The sequence below is a fragment of the Helicobacter pylori genome (assembly GCF_001653455.1).
Classification (GTDB): Bacteria; Campylobacterota; Campylobacteria; order Campylobacterales; family Helicobacteraceae; genus Helicobacter; species Helicobacter pylori_A.
In genome coordinates this window covers 594,825-614,161 of record NZ_CP011486.1, presented here as the reverse complement: position 1 = coordinate 614,161, position 19,337 = coordinate 594,825, and the positions used below count along the sequence as shown (strand labels likewise).

The 19,337-nt window shown below is 39.3% G+C and carries 17 protein-coding genes and 1 pseudogene; 7 read left to right on the top strand and 11 right to left on the bottom strand.

What is annotated here, in order from left to right; genetic code table 11:
- Nucleotides 1-9: 9 nt before the first annotated feature.
- Nucleotides 10-1,224 (bottom strand): CCA tRNA nucleotidyltransferase, encoded by a 1,215-nt coding sequence (locus tag AA977_RS02890; protein WP_064435183.1) that lies wholly within the window; start codon nucleotides 1,222-1,224, stop codon nucleotides 10-12.
- 59 nt (nucleotides 1,225-1,283) lie between these two features.
- Between AA977_RS02890 and queC the strand changes: the two genes are divergently transcribed.
- Entirely contained in the window at nucleotides 1,284-1,961 is a 678-nt protein-coding gene (gene queC / locus AA977_RS02885; RefSeq protein WP_064434515.1) for a 7-cyano-7-deazaguanine synthase QueC, read from the top strand.
- Nucleotides 1,962-2,006: 45 nt separating this feature from the next.
- Here the strand turns inward: queC and AA977_RS02880 are convergent.
- Nucleotides 2,007-2,931 (bottom strand): annotated as a pseudogene (locus AA977_RS02880) (outer membrane protein).
- A 180-nt stretch (nucleotides 2,932-3,111) separates the two neighbouring features.
- Between AA977_RS02880 and AA977_RS02875 the strand changes: the two are divergent.
- Both AA977_RS02875 and AA977_RS02870 read left to right on the top strand, forming a co-directional pair.
- On the top strand, nucleotides 3,112-3,564 hold the full coding sequence (locus tag AA977_RS02875; RefSeq protein WP_064434514.1) for a hypothetical protein: 453 nt from the start codon (nucleotides 3,112-3,114) through the stop codon (nucleotides 3,562-3,564).
- 61 nt (nucleotides 3,565-3,625) lie between these two features.
- Nucleotides 3,626-4,039 (top strand): hypothetical protein, encoded by a 414-nt coding sequence (locus AA977_RS02870; protein WP_001223759.1) that lies wholly within the window; start codon nucleotides 3,626-3,628, stop codon nucleotides 4,037-4,039.
- A gap of 5 nt (nucleotides 4,040-4,044) precedes the next feature.
- On the opposite strand, the gene AA977_RS02865 is transcribed toward AA977_RS02870, so the two are convergent.
- From AA977_RS02865 to AA977_RS02845, 5 genes are read right to left on the bottom strand one after another with little or no spacing between them, the layout of a single operon-like run.
- Nucleotides 4,045-5,598, bottom strand: coding sequence for a hypothetical protein (locus AA977_RS02865; protein WP_064434513.1), 1,554 nt, complete (start codon nucleotides 5,596-5,598; stop codon nucleotides 4,045-4,047).
- A gap of 1 nt (nucleotide 5,599) precedes the next feature.
- Entirely contained in the window at nucleotides 5,600-6,136 is a 537-nt protein-coding gene (gene hydD / locus AA977_RS02860; protein WP_064434512.1) for a hydrogenase biosynthesis protein HydD, read from the bottom strand.
- Nucleotides 6,133-6,801: a Ni/Fe-hydrogenase, b-type cytochrome subunit gene (gene cybH / locus AA977_RS02855; RefSeq protein ID WP_033745615.1), complete on the bottom strand. Its 669-nt coding sequence runs from the start codon at nucleotides 6,799-6,801 to the stop codon at nucleotides 6,133-6,135. Before cybH ends, hydD begins: the two co-directional genes overlap by 4 nt.
- A gap of 11 nt (nucleotides 6,802-6,812) precedes the next feature.
- A complete protein-coding gene (locus tag AA977_RS02850) occupies nucleotides 6,813-8,549 on the bottom strand; it encodes a nickel-dependent hydrogenase large subunit (protein ID WP_064434511.1) in 1,737 nt (578 codons plus the stop codon).
- A 9-nt stretch (nucleotides 8,550-8,558) separates the two neighbouring features.
- A complete protein-coding gene (locus tag AA977_RS02845; protein WP_033771512.1) occupies nucleotides 8,559-9,716 on the bottom strand; it encodes a hydrogenase 1 small subunit in 1,158 nt (385 codons plus the stop codon).
- 157 nt (nucleotides 9,717-9,873) lie between these two features.
- On the opposite strand from AA977_RS02845, the gene mdaB reads away from it, so the two are divergent.
- On the top strand, nucleotides 9,874-10,458 hold the full coding sequence (mdaB, locus tag AA977_RS02840; RefSeq protein ID WP_064434510.1) for an NADPH:quinone oxidoreductase MdaB: 585 nt from the start codon (nucleotides 9,874-9,876) through the stop codon (nucleotides 10,456-10,458).
- Between the two features lie 132 nt (nucleotides 10,459-10,590).
- Here mdaB and AA977_RS02835 read toward each other — a convergent pair whose 3' ends face one another.
- The 4 genes from AA977_RS02835 to ispG form a co-directional block, all read right to left on the bottom strand.
- Entirely contained in the window at nucleotides 10,591-12,639 is a 2,049-nt protein-coding gene (locus AA977_RS02835; RefSeq protein ID WP_064434509.1) for a DUF262 domain-containing protein, read from the bottom strand.
- Between the two features lie 361 nt (nucleotides 12,640-13,000).
- Nucleotides 13,001-14,059: a tetratricopeptide repeat protein gene (locus AA977_RS02830; RefSeq protein WP_064434508.1), complete on the bottom strand. Its 1,059-nt coding sequence runs from the start codon at nucleotides 14,057-14,059 to the stop codon at nucleotides 13,001-13,003.
- 11 nt (nucleotides 14,060-14,070) lie between these two features.
- Entirely contained in the window at nucleotides 14,071-15,273 is a 1,203-nt protein-coding gene (locus AA977_RS02825) for a 2,3,4,5-tetrahydropyridine-2,6-carboxylate N-succinyltransferase (protein WP_064434507.1), read from the bottom strand.
- A 13-nt stretch (nucleotides 15,274-15,286) separates the two neighbouring features.
- Entirely contained in the window at nucleotides 15,287-16,363 is a 1,077-nt protein-coding gene (ispG, locus tag AA977_RS02820) for a flavodoxin-dependent (E)-4-hydroxy-3-methylbut-2-enyl-diphosphate synthase (RefSeq protein WP_064434506.1), read from the bottom strand.
- Between the two features lie 137 nt (nucleotides 16,364-16,500).
- On the opposite strand from ispG, the gene AA977_RS02815 reads away from it, so the two are divergent.
- Genes AA977_RS02815 through AA977_RS02805 form a run of 3 tightly spaced genes read left to right on the top strand, consistent with a single transcriptional unit; the run spans nucleotide 16,501 to nucleotide 19,332 of the window.
- Entirely contained in the window at nucleotides 16,501-17,628 is a 1,128-nt protein-coding gene (locus tag AA977_RS02815) for a succinyldiaminopimelate transaminase (protein ID WP_064434505.1), read from the top strand.
- Nucleotides 17,621-18,970: a UDP-N-acetylmuramate--L-alanine ligase gene (gene murC, locus AA977_RS02810; protein ID WP_064434504.1), complete on the top strand. Its 1,350-nt coding sequence runs from the start codon at nucleotides 17,621-17,623 to the stop codon at nucleotides 18,968-18,970. The genes AA977_RS02815 and murC overlap by 8 nt, the downstream gene beginning before the upstream one ends.
- Nucleotides 18,970-19,332 carry a hypothetical protein gene (locus AA977_RS02805; protein ID WP_064434503.1) on the top strand — a complete coding sequence of 121 codons (363 nt, stop codon included), beginning with the start codon at nucleotides 18,970-18,972 and terminating at the stop codon, nucleotides 19,330-19,332. Before murC ends, AA977_RS02805 begins: the two co-directional genes overlap by 1 nt.
- Nucleotides 19,333-19,337: the final 5 nt, after the last annotated feature.

The window sequence follows — 19,337 nt, the reverse complement described above, 5'->3', positions numbered from 1 at the left end:
TCTCCATTTTTAATTTTTATTTTTTTGCCCTATTGGCGAAAGGTTTATAGCATCATTAGGTAAATACCTATCTTTAACCCACTCAATCAAAAACTCTAAAGAATTGTGTTTAGGGTTAACGATGACTAAATCCAAGCATGCGTTTAAAATTTCGCCGATTTTTTGGTGCTGGTAACCCAAGCTTTGAAGCGTGCCGCCCTTAAGGGCTAAATGTTCTTTTTTAAAAGGCTCGTTAGCGTTGAAAATTTCTTTGAATAAGCCTTTGATTTTTAAGGCGTGTTTAGGGTTTTCTAGCGCATAAAAATCTAAAGCCAAATTAAAAGGCTCTAAATCATAGTTTTTTAATAAAAATTTTAATTCTGTTTTGTTATGGGTATTCAAAAAAGCTTGATGGCATTCTTTGGCTTTAGCGAATAAAACGATTATTTTTTTAGGGTATCGTAAATTTTCTAAACTTTTTGGATATTTAAAAAACCCTAATAATCTTAATTCCAAATTAAAGGGAGCGTTTTTTAAAAACTCTACTTCTTTTATTTTTTCTTGAATAACCAACTCTAAAATTTCTTGATACTCTTTAATGACTTCATGGGCGTTTTTCCCCATAAGAAGCTTATTTAATTCGCTTTGCAAGCGCTCTTTAGAAAGGTGTTTTAACAAATCCTTATATGCAAAAACCGCTTTTTTGGTGTTTATCTCTATCTTAAACCCTAAAGTCGCGCTAAATCGTAACGCTCTTAAAATCCTTAAAGCGTCTTCAAAAAACCTTAATCGCACATCCCCCACGCATGCAATCAATTGATTTTTAATCGCATTTTGCCCCTTAAAAGGATCGATCAAGCCTTTTGTAGGGCTATAAGCGATAGCATTCATGCTAAAATCGCGCCGTTTTAAATCGTCTGTTAAACGCGCGCTAAAAACCAATTCTTTAGGCTTTCGGTGTTTGATATGCCCTTTTTCAACCCTAAAAGTTGTGATTTCATAGCTTTGATGGTTTTTAAGGGCCGTGATCGTGCCATGTTTGATACCGGTTTCTAGCACCCTAAAATGGTGTTTTAAAAGAAGCTCTTTACTTTCACTCACTAAAGCGTTTGAGGTCAAATCGTAATCTTTAGGGGTAACACCCATCAAACAATCGCGCACGCATCCCCCCACCAAGTAAAGCTCATGACAAGATTTTTCATAAATGTCAAACAATTCTTTTAATTCTTCTTCTAACTCAAACACGCTTTTCACTCTTAATTTCTTTGTGTTATTATATCTTTTTAGAATTTTAAGGAATTTTGATGGGACAAGAAATTTGCGTGATCAGTTTTAGCGGGGGGCAAGACAGCACCACTTTAGCCGTATGGGCGAAAAAGCGTTTTAAAAAAGTCTGTTTAGTGGGGTTTGATTATGCGCAAAAACACTCCGTGGAATTAGAATGCGCTCAAAAAATCGCTTCTCTTTTACAACTCCCCTATGAAATCATCCCATTAGATTTTTTAGAAAATATCACCCACTCCGCGCTTTTTAAAAACTCTAACGATTTAATGGGGCATTCGCATGCGCAAAATAAAGATTTACCCAACTCTTTTGTGCCTAATCGTAACGCCATTTTTATCACCCTTTTGCATTCTTACGCGCAAAAACTAGGGGCTAGTAACATCGCTTTAGGGGTTTCACAAGCGGATTTTAGCGGCTATCCGGATTGTAAAGAAGATTTTATTAAAAGCATTGAGCATGCCCTAAATTTAGGCTCAAACACGGCGATTAAGATTGTAACGCCTTTAATGTTTTTAAGTAAAGCGCAAGAATTTCAAATGGCTAAAGATTTAGGGGTTTTAGATTTGATCATCAAAGAAACGCACACCTGCTATCAAGGAGAGCGAAAGATTTTGCATGCTTATGGCTATGGCTGCGATAAATGCCCGGCATGCCAATTGAGGAAAAAAGGCTTTGAAGAGTTTCAAGCCAAGTTGTAAAACATTTTTAAGACAAACAATCAAAGAGCGTTTAAAAAGCGTGTTTTAACGCCCTTTAAAGGTATATGCATAATTAAGATAAACGCTCACCACCCTTTTATAATCTAATTTATCCCCATAATTATCGCTATAGTAATTGACTTTAAACGCTGGCACTTTAACTCCTAATTCAACGCTAGAACCTCCAAGATATGTTTCATTACCATAACCGATCAATATCGTATTCATCACTACTCCAACGAACGCCAAATTTCCCTTGTAACTGAAAAATCGTGCGGCTCTTGACTTGATTAAAAGGGGTGAGATTGTTGCTTGCAAACCAAGTACTAGCCCCTATATCCATGCCAATCACAAGCCCTGAAGATTTTCTGGATATGTGTCTTGACGCTCTTTTTAATGTATCAGCGTCTAGCGTTCTGCCGGTCATATCTTTATAAAATATAGCGCTCGCTTTTATTCTCCGTTCAACGGATTTTTGGGATTCCCGCTTGTCGTTGGTCCAATTAATGAGCAAATCCGTATTGAAACCATAGGGTAAAAAAGCTATTAAACCGCTGCCAGGAACAGAACCAACGCCACCAAGTTGGTAACCGAAAAAAAGAGAGTGCCTAAACCCTATAATCCTTTTTTTACCCAAAAAAATATTTATACCCCAAGCTGAGTTCATTGAAAATACCGCCAGACCCACCATTTCCTGCGAATCGGTTAGCGATTTTTTTTGAATCTTTCACTTTGTTTAAAGCGTTTTGTGCATCTCTTATGGCTTTTGCACTTTGTTCGGGGAATGCTGAAATTTTTGCGTTATTGATCGCTTGATTTAAGGCGTTTTCTGCTGAAGCTTTTTCGCCGATGCTACCTTGTCCTTGAATATAGCTTCCTTCTGCAAAATTTAAACCTAAATAAAATCCGTTCCTTTCAGCGTGGAGCCAAAACGAGAGAGAGAGAGAGTTAGTAAGAGGGCTTTTTTCATGGTTTTTCTTTGGTTTAAGATTTGATATTATTGCTAGGTATTTTATCATAAAATAAGATTTTAGTATGGGGTTTTAATGAAAAACAAAGTTAAAATGAAATAACCCTAAAAACCACCGCTTAACCAACATTAAATCAAAAACATGTTAATCTTTAGTTATTTTAAAATTTAGGAAAACCCATGCATCAAAACAATAAAACTTTTTTACCCAACCAATCCGCTCATTTTTCTAAAACCATTCTTTTTTTAAACACCGGCTTTTTAGCCTATCTGTTATGCGCTTGTGGGGCGAATGTGCCTATAGAAGAAGTGATAGTCAAAGACCCTAAAGAAACCAAAGCTCAAGAAGTCGCCAGAGAAGAAAACGCCATCCAGCAAGAAAACGCCACTATTGATGCACACACCACGCCTTTAGTTAATCGTTTCAGTAATTATAGTGCCTATGGCTCTTTAAACGGCTTTTACAATTCCATAGACAACCTCAATTCACCCATGCAAAACGGGATGTATGGAGGCTATTACATGCCTTATTATTACATGCCCTATGGTTTCATGCCTTATGGATCGGGTCTTATGCCTTATGGGCCTTATGGGTATGGAGCACCGGGATACTTCCCTTACGCTTTTTATTGATTAGTTTATTCTAACATGCTATGGTAGTGTGATAAAGAAAGGCTATATAAGAGGAGATCTTATGCGTATAGTTAGAAATTTATTTCTTGTATCGTTTGTGGCGTATAGTAGCGCGTTCGCAGCGGATTTAGAAACCGAAACTAAAAGCGAAAAAAAGAGCGGTAAAAAATTTTACAAACTCCATAAAAACCATGGCTCAGAAACCGAGGCTAAAAACGACAAAAAGCTTTATGATTTCACTAAAAATAGCGGATTAAAAGGCGTGGATTTAGAAAAAAGCCCTAACCTTAAAAGCCATAAAAAAAGCGACAAAAAGTTTTACAAACAACTCGCTAAAAACAATATCGCCGAAGGGGTGAGCATGCCGATTGTGAATTTCAATAAAGCCCTGTCTTTTGGGCCTTATTTTGAAAGGACTAAAAGCAAAAAAACCCAATACATGGATGGCGGATTGATGATGCATATCCGCTTTTAAGCCCCTTATTCGTAATCCAAAAACGCATGCACTTTAAGGGTTAGGGTTTTGGGGAAATATTGCACAAACAAATCCAAAAACACTTTTTCGCCAAAAAAATCCCCCACAATAGTTACTTCTTGGACACTGAAATTTTGTGCATTATCCCAAATAAAATTCCCTAAAAATTCCGCTAAAGAATCCAAAATCCCCAAACTCAAAATTTCATTTTCCACGCCTGCGAGCCTGAAACTCATCGCACTGTGCATGATTTTTGAAAAGTTTAAAGCCATTTTCAAAGAATCGTCTTTAAGGATTTTATAATCAATCCTAGGGCCTTTAGGGCGTAAGCACTCTTTCGCCAAAGAAATAACGCTCTGCGTGCAAAAATCCTCGCTATAACCCAAAACAAACCCCAAAATGTGAAAAAAATCCAATAAATTCGCCCCCCCTAGCTGGTGTTTAGAAAGCTCTAAAAAGCGTGCGTAAAAATCAGGGAATTTGGCCTCGTAGTTTTTTAGCATTCTAGAGGCTTTTTCATCTTGTTTGAGGAGATCAAACGTTTCATTGAAATCAAACCTAGTGTTTAAAAGCGTTTTTAAAGAGCCATTAGCATGCAATAGTAGTCTTGTAGGGTGTTTGAAACTAAGATACACGATAATAGAATGCGGCGTTGTGCTTAAAAACTCTAGCTCATCTTTAAAAGGAATGGGAGCGAGATGGTTTTCTAGCGCGAATTTTTTAGTCGGCACAATCAAGCGCTTAGGGGTTTTAAAAAGCGTTTCATAATTTAAAATCGCTTCATAAGAATTATTTTCACAAAAATTATTTTCATGTGCAAAAACAAATTCTATCCCCTCATCTTGTAAAATGTGGCACAATAAATTTAATATGGGGTCGTAGGGCAGTTGGGCTATGACTTCATCGTTTTTAAAAGTGTCCTTAAACACGCTTTTTAATGGGGCTTTGATAGAGGGTTTTTCCAAACTGGCCAAATATTTAGCGTCTTCTAAAAGCAATTTAGTGCAGGTTAAAACGCTAGAAAGAGCGCTAAAAATAACGCTTTGAGAGGGCTTGTTTAAAGAAAGGGATAACGCCCCCCTAGAAGTGAAAATAGGGATAAAATCTTGCGTTTTGAGCGTCTCTTTTAATTGCGTTAAACAATCTATAAGCTCTTTAGGGCTATGGATTGCTTCCCCCTTAAAAGTCATGTTGGTAACAAAACCTGAAGTGTTGGCATAAAAAGATGCATTTTTATCCAAAAAATCTTGATTCTCTTTAGCGTTCATAAAAAGGGGTTTTGAAAGGCTTGTTGTTTGGAAAAGATTTTCATCTAAAGGCTCTGTTACTTCATTTAAAGACAAAAAGCTAAAATCTAAAGAAAAGGGTAAAACAACGCTGAGTTTTTGCGCGAACTCTAAAGTAATCTCAGCGCTCGCTTGGAGGTAAAAAGAAGTTATTTTATCCCTATAAACGCTATAAAAATGCACTTGTAAATGGAGCGCCATTTGCTCTAAAAGGGGCGTAAAAATCAAGTTTGTCTTTTCATCAACGCATTTAAAAAGAAAAACAAACGCCAATTCAAAAACCCTTGTAAGAAAGTTCAGCGATACAATCTAGGGCAATATTATTGGTGCGTTGCATGCTCACTCCCCACGCGTTGAGTTGGGTTTCTATGGCTTGTAAGGCTGTCTCTAAAGCGTTTAAAACCTCTCGTGAAAGCTTAAAAGTGGTCTCGCTCCCTATCACAAAAGGCACAAGCCCCACAATAAAAGTCTTAGGCAAATCCCCTAAAAACTCCGTGAGCCTTAAAGTGTGCAGCATTTCCACTTCATGCGCGCTCCCAGCCCATGTGATTTCTTTAGGAGCGTCCTTAAAATCAAAAGCATAAACTGATCCAATTTCAACGCCTTTAGCGCTCACGCAATCCAAAATCAAAACCTTTTCATACGAAGTGATTAAAGGAATGAGTTGCTGAGCCATAGTCCCCCCATCTACAATATCCACGCTAGGGAAAAAAGAAAAATTCCTCTTGAGATAGTGGGCTAGATGCACCCCAATCCCTTCATCGCCAAAAAGGATATTGCCAATGCCTAGAATTAAGATTGTTTGACTCATTCTTTGGTATAACCATAGCCATTAATCATAGAATCCGCCCCTGAACTATCATACCGGATAGAATGGAAAAACACCATATAAACATGCACGGGGACAAATAAAATAAACCCCCAAGTCGCTAAATGGTGGATAAAACGCACATTCGCTAACCCCCCACAAAGCGCCTCAAACCATTTAAAAGCGCTTCCTAAAAACGCCCCAAGCCCAGCGTGATAGACATTATAATAAAGCACCACCCCACTCAAACTCATCAATACGATTAAAACAACCAAAGTGAAATAAGCCACGAGTTGGATAGGGTTATACGCCCCTTTAGTGTTGGGTTTGCCGCTGATAAGAAAATACGCTTTCATTTGATCTATCCATGCTTTTGGGCTTAAAAGTTGGCTAAAACTTTTGCGTTCCACTAAACTTTCTTTAGTGAAAAAAAGATAGGTTCTAAAGATTAATGCACTAATGAGTAAAAACCCAAACATGACATGAAAAGAGCGGATATAGGCTTGTAAAAAATACATTTCTTTATAAAAGCTAGATCCAGGTTGCAAAAAAGGGTAAGCGATGTAAAACCCCGTAGCGATTAAAGCAAAAATACTCAAAGCCCTAACCCAATGGAAAAAGCGCACAAAACCTGAATACTCTTTGTGTAAAACGACCTTTTTATCCATGCGTATCCTTTTTAGAATTTAGCGAAATTAGGCTCTACTTTAAACTCGTTTAAAGACTGCCCTTTAAAATCCATCACATGCACTGAACATGCGATGCATGGATCAAAAGAATGGATGGTTCTAATGATTTCTAAGGGCTGGGTTAAATCAGAGATTTTAGTGCCAATCAAGCTCATTTCATAAGCCCCCCTTTGGCCTTGAGAGTCTCTAGGCCCAGCATTCCAAGTAGAAGGCACGACCGCTTGATAATTTTCTACCACGCCGTTTTTAATACGCACCCAATGGCTTAGCATGCCCCTTGGCACTTGACCAATGTAGCGCCCTTTATATTCTTTGTTTTTATCAATGTGATAAGGAGCGCAAGTGCTTTGATCGCTCTTTAGATTTTCCACTAACGCATCAAACGCTAAAAGGCCATTATCAGCAATCGTCTTGGCTTCAATACACCTTGCTGCCGTTCGCCCAAGCGTTGAAAACAACGCCTCTAAAGGCAATCTAGTGTCTTTTAAAAACTTAGTAGCCACTTCAGTAACGTAAGGGTTTTTAGCCGCTAAACCCACCACGACAGAACTTAAAGGGCCTACCTCCATGGGCTTACTATTATACCTGGGCGATTTGATCCAAGAATATTTATCCTTAGTGTCTAACACTTTAGTAGGGATTATTTTATTTTCAATCCCCACGCTCTCGCCGTCTTTAAAACCGGTATAATGCGGATTGGTTTGCCCGTCATAAGGGTGGAGTTGCACTTCTTTAGTGTATTCATATTGATACCAAGAATGCGTAACCTCTTCTTTAATCAAACTCTCATCAATGGGGTGTAATTTAGAAATATCCCCATCAAGCACCACCCCACTACTCAAAAGGTATTTATCCTTCCCGAGCAACACTTCTTCATAAGCGATAAAGTTCTTTAAGCCGCAGCCTTTAATGACAGATTGCTCGTTAGCGAACATTTCGCCTGCCATCACCAAATCAGGGTAGTAAGCATGGTTGATGAAATTGGCCACCACTTCAAACTTGCTCTTCCATTCCGCCAATCTCGTCGGATCTAATATATCCATCACGCTCGTAACACCCCCTACAGTTAGGCTTTGCGGATGAGGCTGTTTGGCTCCAAAAATAGCGGTCATTTTCGCCGCTTCCCTTTGGATTTCTAAAAGCTTGAGGTAGTGGCTTAAGACGATTAAATTTTGCTCTGGGCTTAAACGATAGGTTTTATGCCCATAGTAGCCATTACTAAAAGGCCCTAAAGATCCGCTTTTAGCGAAATCACTCAAGCGTTTTTGAACCGCTTTCAATTCGCCTGCACCGGTATTGATAGGATAAGGGCTGTATTTGAAAGAAAGTTTTGAAGCTTCAATAGGGTCTGCTTTTAAAGCGCTCATAATATCGCACCAATCAAGCCCATGCAAAGTATAGAAATGCACCACATGATCGTGAAAAAGCAGTGCCATGTTCATCAAGGATCGCACCAATTGCGCGTTTAATGGAGGAGTGATGCCTAGAGCGTTTTCTACCGCAGTAACACCGGCTTTGTAATGCGAATAAGTGCATACCCCGCAAATCCTTTGAGCGATAAAGCCCGCATCTCGTGGGTCTCTGCCCTTAATGATCGTCTCTAGCCCCCTAAAAAGCGTAGAGGAAGAAAACGCATCGGTGATCACATTATCATCATCTACGATCACTTCAATCCTTAAATGCCCCTCAATCCTAGTGATTGGATCAACTACTATTTTTTTTGACATCTTAATCCCTTATTGCTCTTTATTTTTGATCGCTTTAGAAAGGAGCGCATGCGCAGCGATCCCAATAGCGGTCGCGCTTAATAAAGTCGTGCCGACTTTATCGGCCACTTTATCAGCCCCTAAGCCATCAAAGGCGGTTTTAATGGAGCGGTTCGCTAAAGGCTCTTCAAAAGGGCTCATCGTATCCCAAAAATTAGGCTCAGAACACCCTATGCACCCATGCCCTGCACCTATGGGCCAAGAAGTGTGCGAGTTGAAGCGGAGTTTGGAGCAATTGTTGAAAGTGTAAGGCCCTTTACAGCCCATTTTATACAAACAAAAGCCCCTTTTAGCGTTTTCATCGCCAAAATGTTCTACAAATTCGCCCGCATCAAAATGCCCTCTCCTTTCGCACAAATCATGAATCCTGTTCCCATAAGCCCAAGAGGGGCGGTTATACGCATCCAGTTTAGGGAGAGCCCCAAACATCAAGTAATAAAGCACATTCCCCACGATATTTTTTTCACTGGGCGGACAACCGGGTACATTGATCACGGGTTTATCAATGATTTTGTGTAAGGGTTGCGCGTTAGAAGGGTTAGGGTAAGCCGCTTGCACGCCCCCAAAGCTTGAGCATGTGCCTATGGCAAAAATAGCGGCTGCGTATTTAGCGGCTTTTCTGCATTCTTCAGCCCCCGTTTCAGCGTTTGGGCCTTGAGTGAGGAAGTATTCAGTGCCTTGCGGGATACCGCCTTCTACCATTAAAATGTAATTGTTTTTATGCTTTTCTATGGCGTCATGCAAGCTTTTTTCAGCTTGAAAACCGCTCCCTACCATGATGGTCTCGTGGTATTCTAAGTTGATATAATCAAAAATGATGCTATCAATAGTGGGATCCGCACTCCTTAACAAGCTTTCGCTACAGCCGGTGCATTCTGCCATGTGCAACCAAATCACAGGCAACCTGTTCGCCACTTCCACCGCTTTTAAAGTCAAGGGAGCGAAACTAGCCGGCAAAGCTAAAGTCGCGCTCATCATGCCCGCCCACTTCAATAAATCGCGCCTAGAAATACCCGCACCCTTAAACTCATCTTGCAAGTTTTTATGCTCGTTATGAGCGTTAAACGAGCTGACTATTTCAAGGCGTTCTTCAATCTTTTGATAGGTCTTTTTTTCATCATAGAACATGACCACTCCTTAAGAGAAATTTTCATTATCTTAACATAATAAAAATAATATAGTTGTAATTGATTGTTTTTTAATTTTTATTCAGGTTAAGGGATTTTCTTTAATATTAAGTTTCATTGGATAGAATGTCCTTTTATTTTATTAAAAAAGGAACAAAATGAAAAAAGTACTCATCATTAACGGAGCCAAAGCGTTTGGGTCTTCTGGGGGGAAACTCAATGAAACCTTGACCCAGCATGCAAAAAAAACTTTAGAATCTTTAGGGTTAGAAGTGGATACAACGATCGTGGATAAAGGCTATGAAAAGAGCCAAGAAGTGGAGAAATTCTTTAACGCTGATGCGACTATTTGGCAAATGCCCGGCTGGTGGATGGGAGAGCCTTGGATTGTGAAAAAATACATTGATGAAGTCTTCACTTCAGGGCATGGAAAACTTTATACTACCGATGGCAGAAGCTCGCAAAATCCTACCAAAAACTATGGGAAAGGAGGCTTGATGCAAGGCAAAAAATACATGCTAAGCTTGACTTGGAACGCTCCCATTGAAGCCTTTAACGATCCTAATGAATTTTTTGAAGGGGTGGGCGTGGATGTCGTGTATTTGCATTTGCATAAGGCGTTCCAATTTTTAGGGCTTTCAGCATTGCCTACTTTTATTTGCAACGATGTGGTGAAAAACCCCCAAGTGGAGCAATACCTTAACTCCCTCACTACGCATTTGCATCAAGTTTTTGGTAAATAGTCTAAAATAAGGATTTTTAAACCCCCATTCCTTTAAGGGGGGCGGTTGGCTTGGTGCGGTATTCAAAGCCCCATGCTTTGTGTTTTTGGCTTAAACCATAGCATTAGCCATAGTGCCAAAATGAGGCGCTACCTACTCCACAATAAATTCTCTAGGATCCAGCTCGCAACCTACGATAAGATCCCTAAGGTTACTGCCCACAGTTTTGAAACTCGCATTGCTTACAAAGTAGAATCCGTATTTTTCAAAAGGCACGACCAAAGTGCCATCTCTATCCCTTATTTCAGCTTTTGCTTTATTCCAACAGATGTATTTTTGAGATTCATCGTCTGTGTAATATTCAAAGGCTTCTCTAGCATTTTCCAGTAAATAATTTATGACAACGCTAGCCAATTCCTTAGCTTTTGTTGCTGTTCGCCTTTGGCCATTGGGGAGCTTGACGCTTGAAAGTTTTTGGTGGGTTAAGTCATCATCAAGGGTTTTGTTAAGCTCTCTTGCGCGGTATTCTTTAGGCAAATCCTTAAACAACGCCACTTGACAAAATTGATTTGCCAGATACTCGCTCCTAGCCTTCACTTCCTCTATCCCCCAAGAGTCTGTGTTATTGATGAAATAGTCGTTTAAATGCAAGGAGCTGTGTTGTTCCATAAGCTCTATTTTTGCCTCGTAAGATTTGTTGCCAAGCCTTGAATTTTGCCCGGTTAAGGTTAGATTCCCAAAATTATTGAGGTAATTTTGTTCAAAAGTGAAATAGTCTCCCACCTTATCGCGCCATTCTTGAGTGGGGGTTTTGGGGTAGAAATGTTCCACTTCTAGATTTTCTTCTCTTGGCGGTTCGGCGTTACTTAATTTTTCTATCTCAAGCAGGATGAATTTGCACACTTGAACTGCCGATGCATTATGCGCAAGAAACGCCGCTTTAAGGCGATCGTCATTGGGGAACGCCGCTTGACCAACGCTCTTGCCCAAATACCGCTTCAATGCATCGGCTGAAACATTTTCTTCTAGCTGTCTGTATAAAGAATAAAGAACTTTGTTAAGCGCAGCGGTAGGATCTCCGCACACGCTCCGGCGCACATAGTAGCTGATAAGGATTTGCAAAATTTCATGGAAATTTTCATAATCCAATTTGCCTTCCTCAAAGTCTCTGGTGCAACGCAAGATAAAGGGCTTTGCCACGCCAAATTTGATTTTCACAAGATCTTTAATACACAAGCGTAATTTCGCCAACTGCTGCGAGTCCCCACGCTCTAAAAAATGATGATCTCTGTCTAAAAAGATTTGATAGATTCTGCCGTATTCACGCATATCGCTCATAAGGGCTTGTATGTCATTAGGGAAATTGTCTCTGTGGTGGGCTTTTAGCACGTAATACACTTCTCGCTCTTCTTTTTTTAATTTATCTTCAAAATAGATTCTTAAATAAGTTGTAATAAATTCATTCAAATCCTTTTCGCCAAGCCAATTTTCTAAAGGCACCCAATAAGTCTCATAAAGATGTTTCTGTCTGTCAGAATTTTCTCCCATCATCAGGTAGTTGCGGATGAGATCCAGCCCTTTTAATTGCACGCCGGTAGCGTTAATGCTTTCAAACACCACTTGCGGATCGTCTTCGCCTATCTTTAATCTTATGGCTACGATGTTAAGCCGCAAAAACGCGCCATAAATCTCTTCTATGCGATACCCTTTGTCTAGACACTTGTCAAGCTCTTTGGTGAAAAATTTATAGTTATTTTTAATGTGTGATACGCCTTGTATTTCATGCGATCGATTTTGCATGACCAGATCAAAGGCTTCTCTGTCGCTTTTAATGGGTTTTAAGCGCAACCTTTGTCCCGAAAGATTGAGTAGATTACCAATCTCTTTTTTTATCCCTTCATTTTGTATCTTTGTCTCTATGGCTTTAAGCAAAAGCATGATGGTAGTAATCCTTTGCTGCCCGTCAATAATGACAAATTCTTGCAACTGCCTCAAACTTTTTTCATCATCAATCAAATGCAAGATACAAGTGATAGAACCCATGAAATGCGTTTTTTTATTTTGAGAGATATTGATAATATCTTGCAGTAACTTTTCACAATTTTCTTCCTCCCAAGTGTAGTTCCTCTGGTATACAGGGATAGAAAAGATCGTGCCTGTTAAGGCAAAAAAGTCGTTAATGGTGCTTTGCGTTGCTGTCATAGCTTTTCCTTTTGAATGAAATTAAAATTGCATTGAGTATTAAATCAAAAAAAAAAAGAAAGCTTAAATTTTGAAAAAACCGCAATTTATGGGAAAAAATTTGTTGGAATTGAAGGAATTTGCTTTTTTTAAAAAAAGGATTTTGATTACTTTTTTATCATTTTATATTTTATTGTAAAAATTATTTTTTAAATAAAATCCATTCTCTTAAGGGGATAGGGGTATTTTGAAATAATTCCCCCTACAACCCCCAATTAAACCCCCATAACCCAAGAATACCGCTTTTTAAAGATGTTATCGCTTGATTGAAATCAAGCTATTTATTTTGATTGTAAAAAATGCTTTTTAGTCTTTTTGGTCTTTATGGAGCATCATAAGAGTTATACGGCATGAACAAGCGCCCATAATTAGGGTTCATGCGCAATAAATGTTCTTTAAAATTCCCATAATTACGACAGCTTGATTCAAAACCATTATCGCACGCATACGAGAACAAGTCTAACGCTCTTTGGTCATCTTGAGGCACGCCTAAACCCTTTTGATACAACACGCCTAAATTGTTACAACTCCCCAAAATCCCCCCATCGCATGCCATTTGGAAATATTTCGCCGCGTAGTGGTTATTCAACGGAGCCCCCAAATCCCCATTCGCATAAATCCAGCCTAAATTCGCGCACCCCATCATATCCCCTGCATTACAAGCCAAATAATTCAAATCCACTTGACTGAGTTGCGCCTTATCAATGCCATAAATATTATTCACATTAGACATCAAGCCGAGATTATAGCACCCCATGTCATTCCCATTTTCGCATGAAAATTTATAATAACTTATCGCTTTGTAATAATCTTTTGGGGCCCCACTCCCGTTTGCAAACATCCACCCCAAATTATTGCATGCAATCATATCCCCCCCTTGACAAGCCACCGCATACAATTGCAAAGCGTTTTCTTTATCGTTTGCATCAGCGTTTTTCTTGTTTTCATACATTTGAGCCAGATTCGCGCAAGCGGTCGCATCGCCCCCACTGCAACCCATTTCATAGTAGCGAGCGGCTTTCAATCGGTTGGTTTGAATGCCCACCCCATTAGCATACATCGCCCCCACTGCAAAACACCCGGCCGCATTGCCGTTATCGCATGATTGAGAAAAGAGCTTAAAAGCCCCTTGATAATCGCCTTTTTTAGCCAGATCAATACCGGCAGAAAGCTCGGTTTGAGCGTTTTCAGGAGAACCTAGTTTGTCCAATAAATTAGAATTGTTTTCTTTAGGGTTGATTTGGGTGTTAGGGTTTGGCACGCCCTTAGCGTTAGCGGGGTTGAGTTCAGGGGGCGTGTTTTTTGGGGCTTGATTGTTTTCTTCAGCGTTGCCAATCTGTAAGACTAAAAAAACAAGTAAAAACAAACTTTTTTTGAGCATTCTTTTAATCCTTAATGCAGGTTTTGATTCAACTCAATTTTTTTCACGCTCCTAAAAGCAATCAACTTACCATTTTGGCTATTTAAACGAAAATGCACGCCATTTTTCCCGGAAAGCTCTTTGCCCTTATAAAGATTGTTGGCATGTTTTTCTAAATTGTTATTCACTTCTAAAAGCTTTTTAAACTCATTTTCTTCAACTTCTATCACGCTCCCGGCTAGTATCGCAACGCCTGCATCCACAATACAGCCATCGCCTAGACTGATACCGGTAACGCTATTAGCCCCTAGCAAACAATTTTTGCCGATGCTAATAGGGTTGTTATTCCCTCCGCTTAAAACGCCTAAAATACTCGCTCCTCCACCAATATCAGTGCCTGCTCCAACCACGACTGATGAAGAGATGCGCCCCTCATTCATGCACACGCCCATCGCCCCTGCATTAAAATTCACATAACTAGCCCCGGGCATTTGGGTATAACCTCCGGTCCCTAAATACGCCCCAAAGCGCGTTTTTGAGCTATCTAATAAGCGGATATTATCAAATTCAGGGATTAATTGCATCAAATAGCGCGGGAATTTGTCTATAAAATCAATACTAGGGAAATTGCCTCGCATTTTTAAAGCCACTTCGTTCGTTCTGAGCCATTCTAATTCATAAGGTTGATTCCCACTCCAAGCCACATTAGAAAGCTGGTTAAAAATGCCCTCTAAATTCAAACTCCTCAAAGGGGCTTTACCTAAAGAGAGCGCTAGAAGTTTCATATACGCGCTCTCCACGCTCTCGCAAGGCTTGTCTTCAAACAAGATCACCAAGCGATAGAGAGACTCCCCACTACTATTTTTCAAGCGGTTTTCTTCTAGTGCTTTTAAAAGCTCTAAAACCACCTGGATATTTTTATGGACCATTTTATTAGAGTAGGCTTCATTCAAAAAGGGCGTATAAAAATCTAGCGCTTTTAACACAAAACTTTCATCAATCTCAACGATGCATTCGCTAGCGCTCTCTTTTAGGATTTTTTCTTTAGAAAATGCATTGCAAAACACTACATAAGAGCCTAGATTTTCATCTTTCCAGTTCAAAATGGGGTAAGTGGCGCATAAAATCTTTTTGGAAATAGGGGCAATATCCACTCTGGCAATACCAAAACCTAAAGGCTCTTTATAATGATCAGATTGCTGGTAATTGCTCACAAAATTTTTAAACTTATTCATCTTTTCCATGCCTTTAATTTAAATTTTTTTCTCTTTCTTTAGCTAAATTTTCCACTTCTGTTACAAAAGTTTCAAACAAATCCTTTTCAGCCAGCTTGTGAATGACTTTACCTTCTTTGATAATCAAACCGCTGCGATTCCCAAAAGCGATCGCCATGTCTGCATGTTTGGCTTCACCTAATGCATTCACCACGCAGCCCATCACGCTAATGTCTAAAGGGGTTTTAATGTGGCTTAGGCGTTTTTCTACCTTGCTTGCCATATCCACTAAATTGGCTTCAATGCGCCCACAAGTGGGGCAAGAAATCCAATTGATCCCCTCTTTCAAACGCCCGCTATGGCGTAAAATTGCTCTAGCCACTTTGATTTCATTCTCTAATTCCCCTGTGATAGACACGCGCATTGTATCTCCAATACCCTCCATCAAAAGCCCCCCTAAAGCCATGGCGGATTTGATGCTGGAGCTAAAAAGATTACCCGCTTCAGTAACCCCCAAATGGAAAGGATAGATCACAAGCGGGCGCAACATTCTATACGCCTCTATGGTGCGCATCACATCGCTCGCTTTTAGAGAAATCTTAAAATTGGTAAAATCCAAATCTTCTAAAAGTTTAGCGTTATACAAAGCGCTTTCTACCATGCCTTTTGGGGTTGGCCCGTATTTTTGATCAAATTGTTTTTCTAAACTCCCGGCGTTCACGCCAATTCTTATAGGAATGTTTTTTTCTCTACAAGCATCAACCACCGCTTTAATTTTGTCTTTAGAGCCGATGTTTCCGGGATTGATTCTGATTGCATCCACGCTTTGAGCGGCGATGAGAGCGAATTTATAATGGAAATGAATATCAGCGATTAAAGGCAACGGAGAGACTTTTTTCAATTCTTTTAAGGCCAAAGCGTCCTTTTCATTGCTCACTGCCACCCTAACCAAATCAGCCCCGGCGAGTTTCAATCGGTCAATTTGATTTTTAGTGCTTTGAATATCAGCGGTTTTACTAAAGGTCATGCTTTGCGTGCTTATGGGGGCATCACCCCCTATGGCTACGCCACCGATAAAAATTTGCTTGGTCTTAACCCTATTTTCTAGCATCAAACCTCTTTATAAGTTAAATTCTTTCGCTATTATACTCTTTTATATTCTCTTATACTCTTTTTTAGTTCTTTCAATAATAAACGCTTAAATTTTAGGTAAGATTAACTATTCCATTTTAAGATTAAAGTAGCCCTATGACCTTTGAGCCTTACCCTTTTGAACGATTAAGAGCCTTGTTTAAAGAAATTACCCCTAAAAAAAGGGGTTTAGATTTAGGCATCGGTGAGCCACGATTTGAAACGCCTAAATTCATTCAAGACACCCTTAAACAGCACACCCATTCGCTCAATATCTACCCTAAAAGCGCGTTTGAAGAAAGCTTGAGAGCGGCTCAAAGGGATTTTTTTAAACGCCGTTTTAAAATAGAACTCAAAGAAAACGAATTAATCTCTACGCTAGGCTCTAGAGAAGTGTTGTTTAATTTCCCTAGTTTTGTTTTATTTGATCACCAAAACCCCACTATCGCCTACCCTAACCCCTTTTATCAAATCTATGAAGGGGCGGCTCAATTCGCTAGGGCCAAAAGCCTTTTAATGCCTTTAGTAAAAGAAAATGATTTCACTCCAAGCCTGAATGAAAAAGAGTTGCAAGAAGTGGATTTAGTGATCTTAAATTCCCCTAACAACCCCACAGGAAGAACCCTTTCTTTAGAAGAATTGCACGCTTGGGTCAAACTCGCTTTAGAATATGATTTTATTTTAATTAACGATGAATGTTATAGTGAAATTTATGAAAACGCGCCCGCCCCTTCGCTTTTAGAAGCTTGCATGCTCGCTGATAATAAAGATTTTAAAAATGTTTTGGTGATCCATTCGCTCTCCAAACGCTCTAGCGCTCCAGGGCTTAGGAGTGGTTTTATCGCTGGGGATAGCCGCATTTTAGAAAAATACAAAGCCTTTCGCGCTTATTTAGGCTATACGAGCGCTAATGCGATCCAAAAGGCGAGTGAAGCAGCTTGGCTAGATGAAGAGCATGCAAAATTTTTCCGTAATGTTTATGCGAATAACTTGAAACTAGCGCGAAAAATCTTTAAAGACACGCTCATTTATCCTTATAGTTTTTATGTGTATTTGCCCGTTAAAAACGGCGAAAATTTTGCTAAAAGACTTTTTGAAAACGAAGGCATTATTACTTTACCGGCTTTATATTTAGGGCGTAATCATATCGGTGCTGACTACGTGCGTTTAGCCCTTGTTTATGACACCCCCCTTTTAGAAAAGCCTTTAGAAATCATAGAAACTTACCGAGAAAAGCATGCTTGAAACCCCAAAAGTTTTACTCAAAAATTTGCAAGATTGCAAGATCCATTTCATTGGCATAGGGGGGATTGGCATTTCAGGTTTAGCCAAATACCTTAAAGCGCAAGGGGCTAAGATCAGCGGATCTGATATTGCCATAAGCCCTAGCGTTAAGTATTTGAAAGCTTTAGGCGTAGAAATTAATATCCCGCATGATCCAAAGGCGATTAAAAATCAAGATGTGATCATCCATTCAGCCATTATCAAAGAAGACAATACCGAAATACAAAGGGCTAAAGAATTAGAAATCCCTATTTTATCCCGTAAAGACGCTTTGTATTCTATCCTTAAAGACAAGCGGGTTTTTAGCGTGTGTGGGGCCCATGGAAAGAGCAGTATCAGCGCGATGTTGAGCGCGATTTGCCCCACTTTTGGGGCGATTATTGGGGCACATTCTAAAGAGTTTGATTCCAATGTGCGAGAGAGTGCGAATGTTAGCTTGGTTTTTGAAGCGGATGAAAGCGATTCAAGTTTTTTATTTTCTAACCCTTATTGCGCGATTGTGCCTAACACCGAGCCGGAACATTTGGAGCATTATGATCACGATTTAGAGCGATTTTTCTTCGCTTATGAATATTTTTTAGACCATGCGCAAAAAAGAGTGATTTATAAAGAAGATCCTTTTTTAAAAAACTATTCTAAAGATGCTATTGTTTTAGAAAAAAAAGACATTCGCAATATTCAATACATTTTAAAAGAGGGCGAGCCTTACACTTCATTTGAATTGAAAGATTTAGGGACTTTTTTAGTGTGGGGGTTAGGCGAACATAACGCCACGAATGCGAGTTTGGCGATTTTGAGCGCTTTAGATGAATTGCATTTAGAAGAAATTAGAAATAATTTATTGAATTTCAAAGGCATTAAAAAACGCTTTGATATTTTGCAAAAAAACGCGCTCATCCTCATTGATGATTACGCCCACCACCCCACCGAAATTAGTGCCACTTTAAAGAGCGCTAGGATTTATGCTGATTTGTTAAACACGCAAGAAAAAATTATTGTCATTTGGCAAGCACACAAGTATTCGCGCTTAATGGATAATTTAGAAGAGTTTAAAAAATGTTTTTTAGAGCATTGCGACCGATTGATCATTTTACCCGTTTATAGCGCGTGTGAAGTTAAAAGAGACATTGATTTGAAAGCCCATTTTAAACATTATAACCCCACCTTTATAGACAGAGTGCGTAAAAAGGGGGATTTTTTAGAGCTGTTAGTCAATGATGAGGTAGCAGAAACGATTGAAAAGGGGTTTGTGATAGGCTTTGGAGCGGGGGATATTACCTACCAATTAAGGGGCGAAATGTAATGGGCGTAGCGGTTGTTTTATTTTTAACGCTGGTTTTATTGTTTTTAGTTTTAAGGGATTTTGGTTTAATGAGCCTTAAACAAAAAATATTAGCCTTTTTAATGGTAGGGATTATAGGGGCAAGCATCAGCGTTTATACTTACAAGCAAAACCAACAAAATCAAAAAGAAATCGCTTTGCAAAGAGCGTTTTTAAGGGGGGAAACCTTGTTGTGTAAGGGCATTAAAGTGGATAATAAAACCTTTAATTTAGTGAGCGGGACTTTGAGTTTTTTGGGTAAAAAACAAACCCCCATGAAAGACGTTCTCGTGGATTTAGACTCTTGTCAAACGCTTCAAAAAGATCCCTTAATCCAACCCTAATGATG

What these genes read in the sequence shown, in the direction of transcription:
- AA977_RS02870 (WP_001223759.1), top strand. Translation starts at nt 3,626, where the DNA reads ATGCGTATAGTTAGAAATTTATTTCTTGTATCGTTTGTGGCGTATAGT.
- AA977_RS02830 (WP_064434508.1), bottom strand. Translation starts at nt 14,059, where the DNA reads ATGCTCAAAAAAAGTTTGTTTTTACTTGTTTTTTTAGTCTTACAGATT.
- AA977_RS02835 (WP_064434509.1), bottom strand. Translation starts at nt 12,639, where the DNA reads ATGACAGCAACGCAAAGCACCATTAACGACTTTTTTGCCTTAACAGGC.
- mdaB (WP_064434510.1), top strand. Translation starts at nt 9,874, where the DNA reads ATGAAAAAAGTACTCATCATTAACGGAGCCAAAGCGTTTGGGTCTTCT.
- ispG (WP_064434506.1), bottom strand. Translation starts at nt 16,363, where the DNA reads ATGCTAGAAAATAGGGTTAAGACCAAGCAAATTTTTATCGGTGGCGTA.
- AA977_RS02825 (WP_064434507.1), bottom strand. Translation starts at nt 15,273, where the DNA reads ATGAATAAGTTTAAAAATTTTGTGAGCAATTACCAGCAATCTGATCAT.
- queC (WP_064434515.1), top strand. Translation starts at nt 1,284, where the DNA reads ATGGGACAAGAAATTTGCGTGATCAGTTTTAGCGGGGGGCAAGACAGC.
- AA977_RS02850 (WP_064434511.1), bottom strand. Translation starts at nt 8,549, where the DNA reads ATGTCAAAAAAAATAGTAGTTGATCCAATCACTAGGATTGAGGGGCAT.
- AA977_RS02815 (WP_064434505.1), top strand. Translation starts at nt 16,501, where the DNA reads ATGACCTTTGAGCCTTACCCTTTTGAACGATTAAGAGCCTTGTTTAAA.
- AA977_RS02875 (WP_064434514.1), top strand. Translation starts at nt 3,112, where the DNA reads ATGCATCAAAACAATAAAACTTTTTTACCCAACCAATCCGCTCATTTT.
- cybH (WP_033745615.1), bottom strand. Translation starts at nt 6,801, where the DNA reads ATGGATAAAAAGGTCGTTTTACACAAAGAGTATTCAGGTTTTGTGCGC.
- AA977_RS02845 (WP_033771512.1), bottom strand. Translation starts at nt 9,716, where the DNA reads ATGTTCTATGATGAAAAAAAGACCTATCAAAAGATTGAAGAACGCCTT.
- AA977_RS02805 (WP_064434503.1), top strand. Translation starts at nt 18,970, where the DNA reads ATGGGCGTAGCGGTTGTTTTATTTTTAACGCTGGTTTTATTGTTTTTA.
- murC (WP_064434504.1), top strand. Translation starts at nt 17,621, where the DNA reads ATGCTTGAAACCCCAAAAGTTTTACTCAAAAATTTGCAAGATTGCAAG.
- hydD (WP_064434512.1), bottom strand. Translation starts at nt 6,136, where the DNA reads ATGAGTCAAACAATCTTAATTCTAGGCATTGGCAATATCCTTTTTGGC.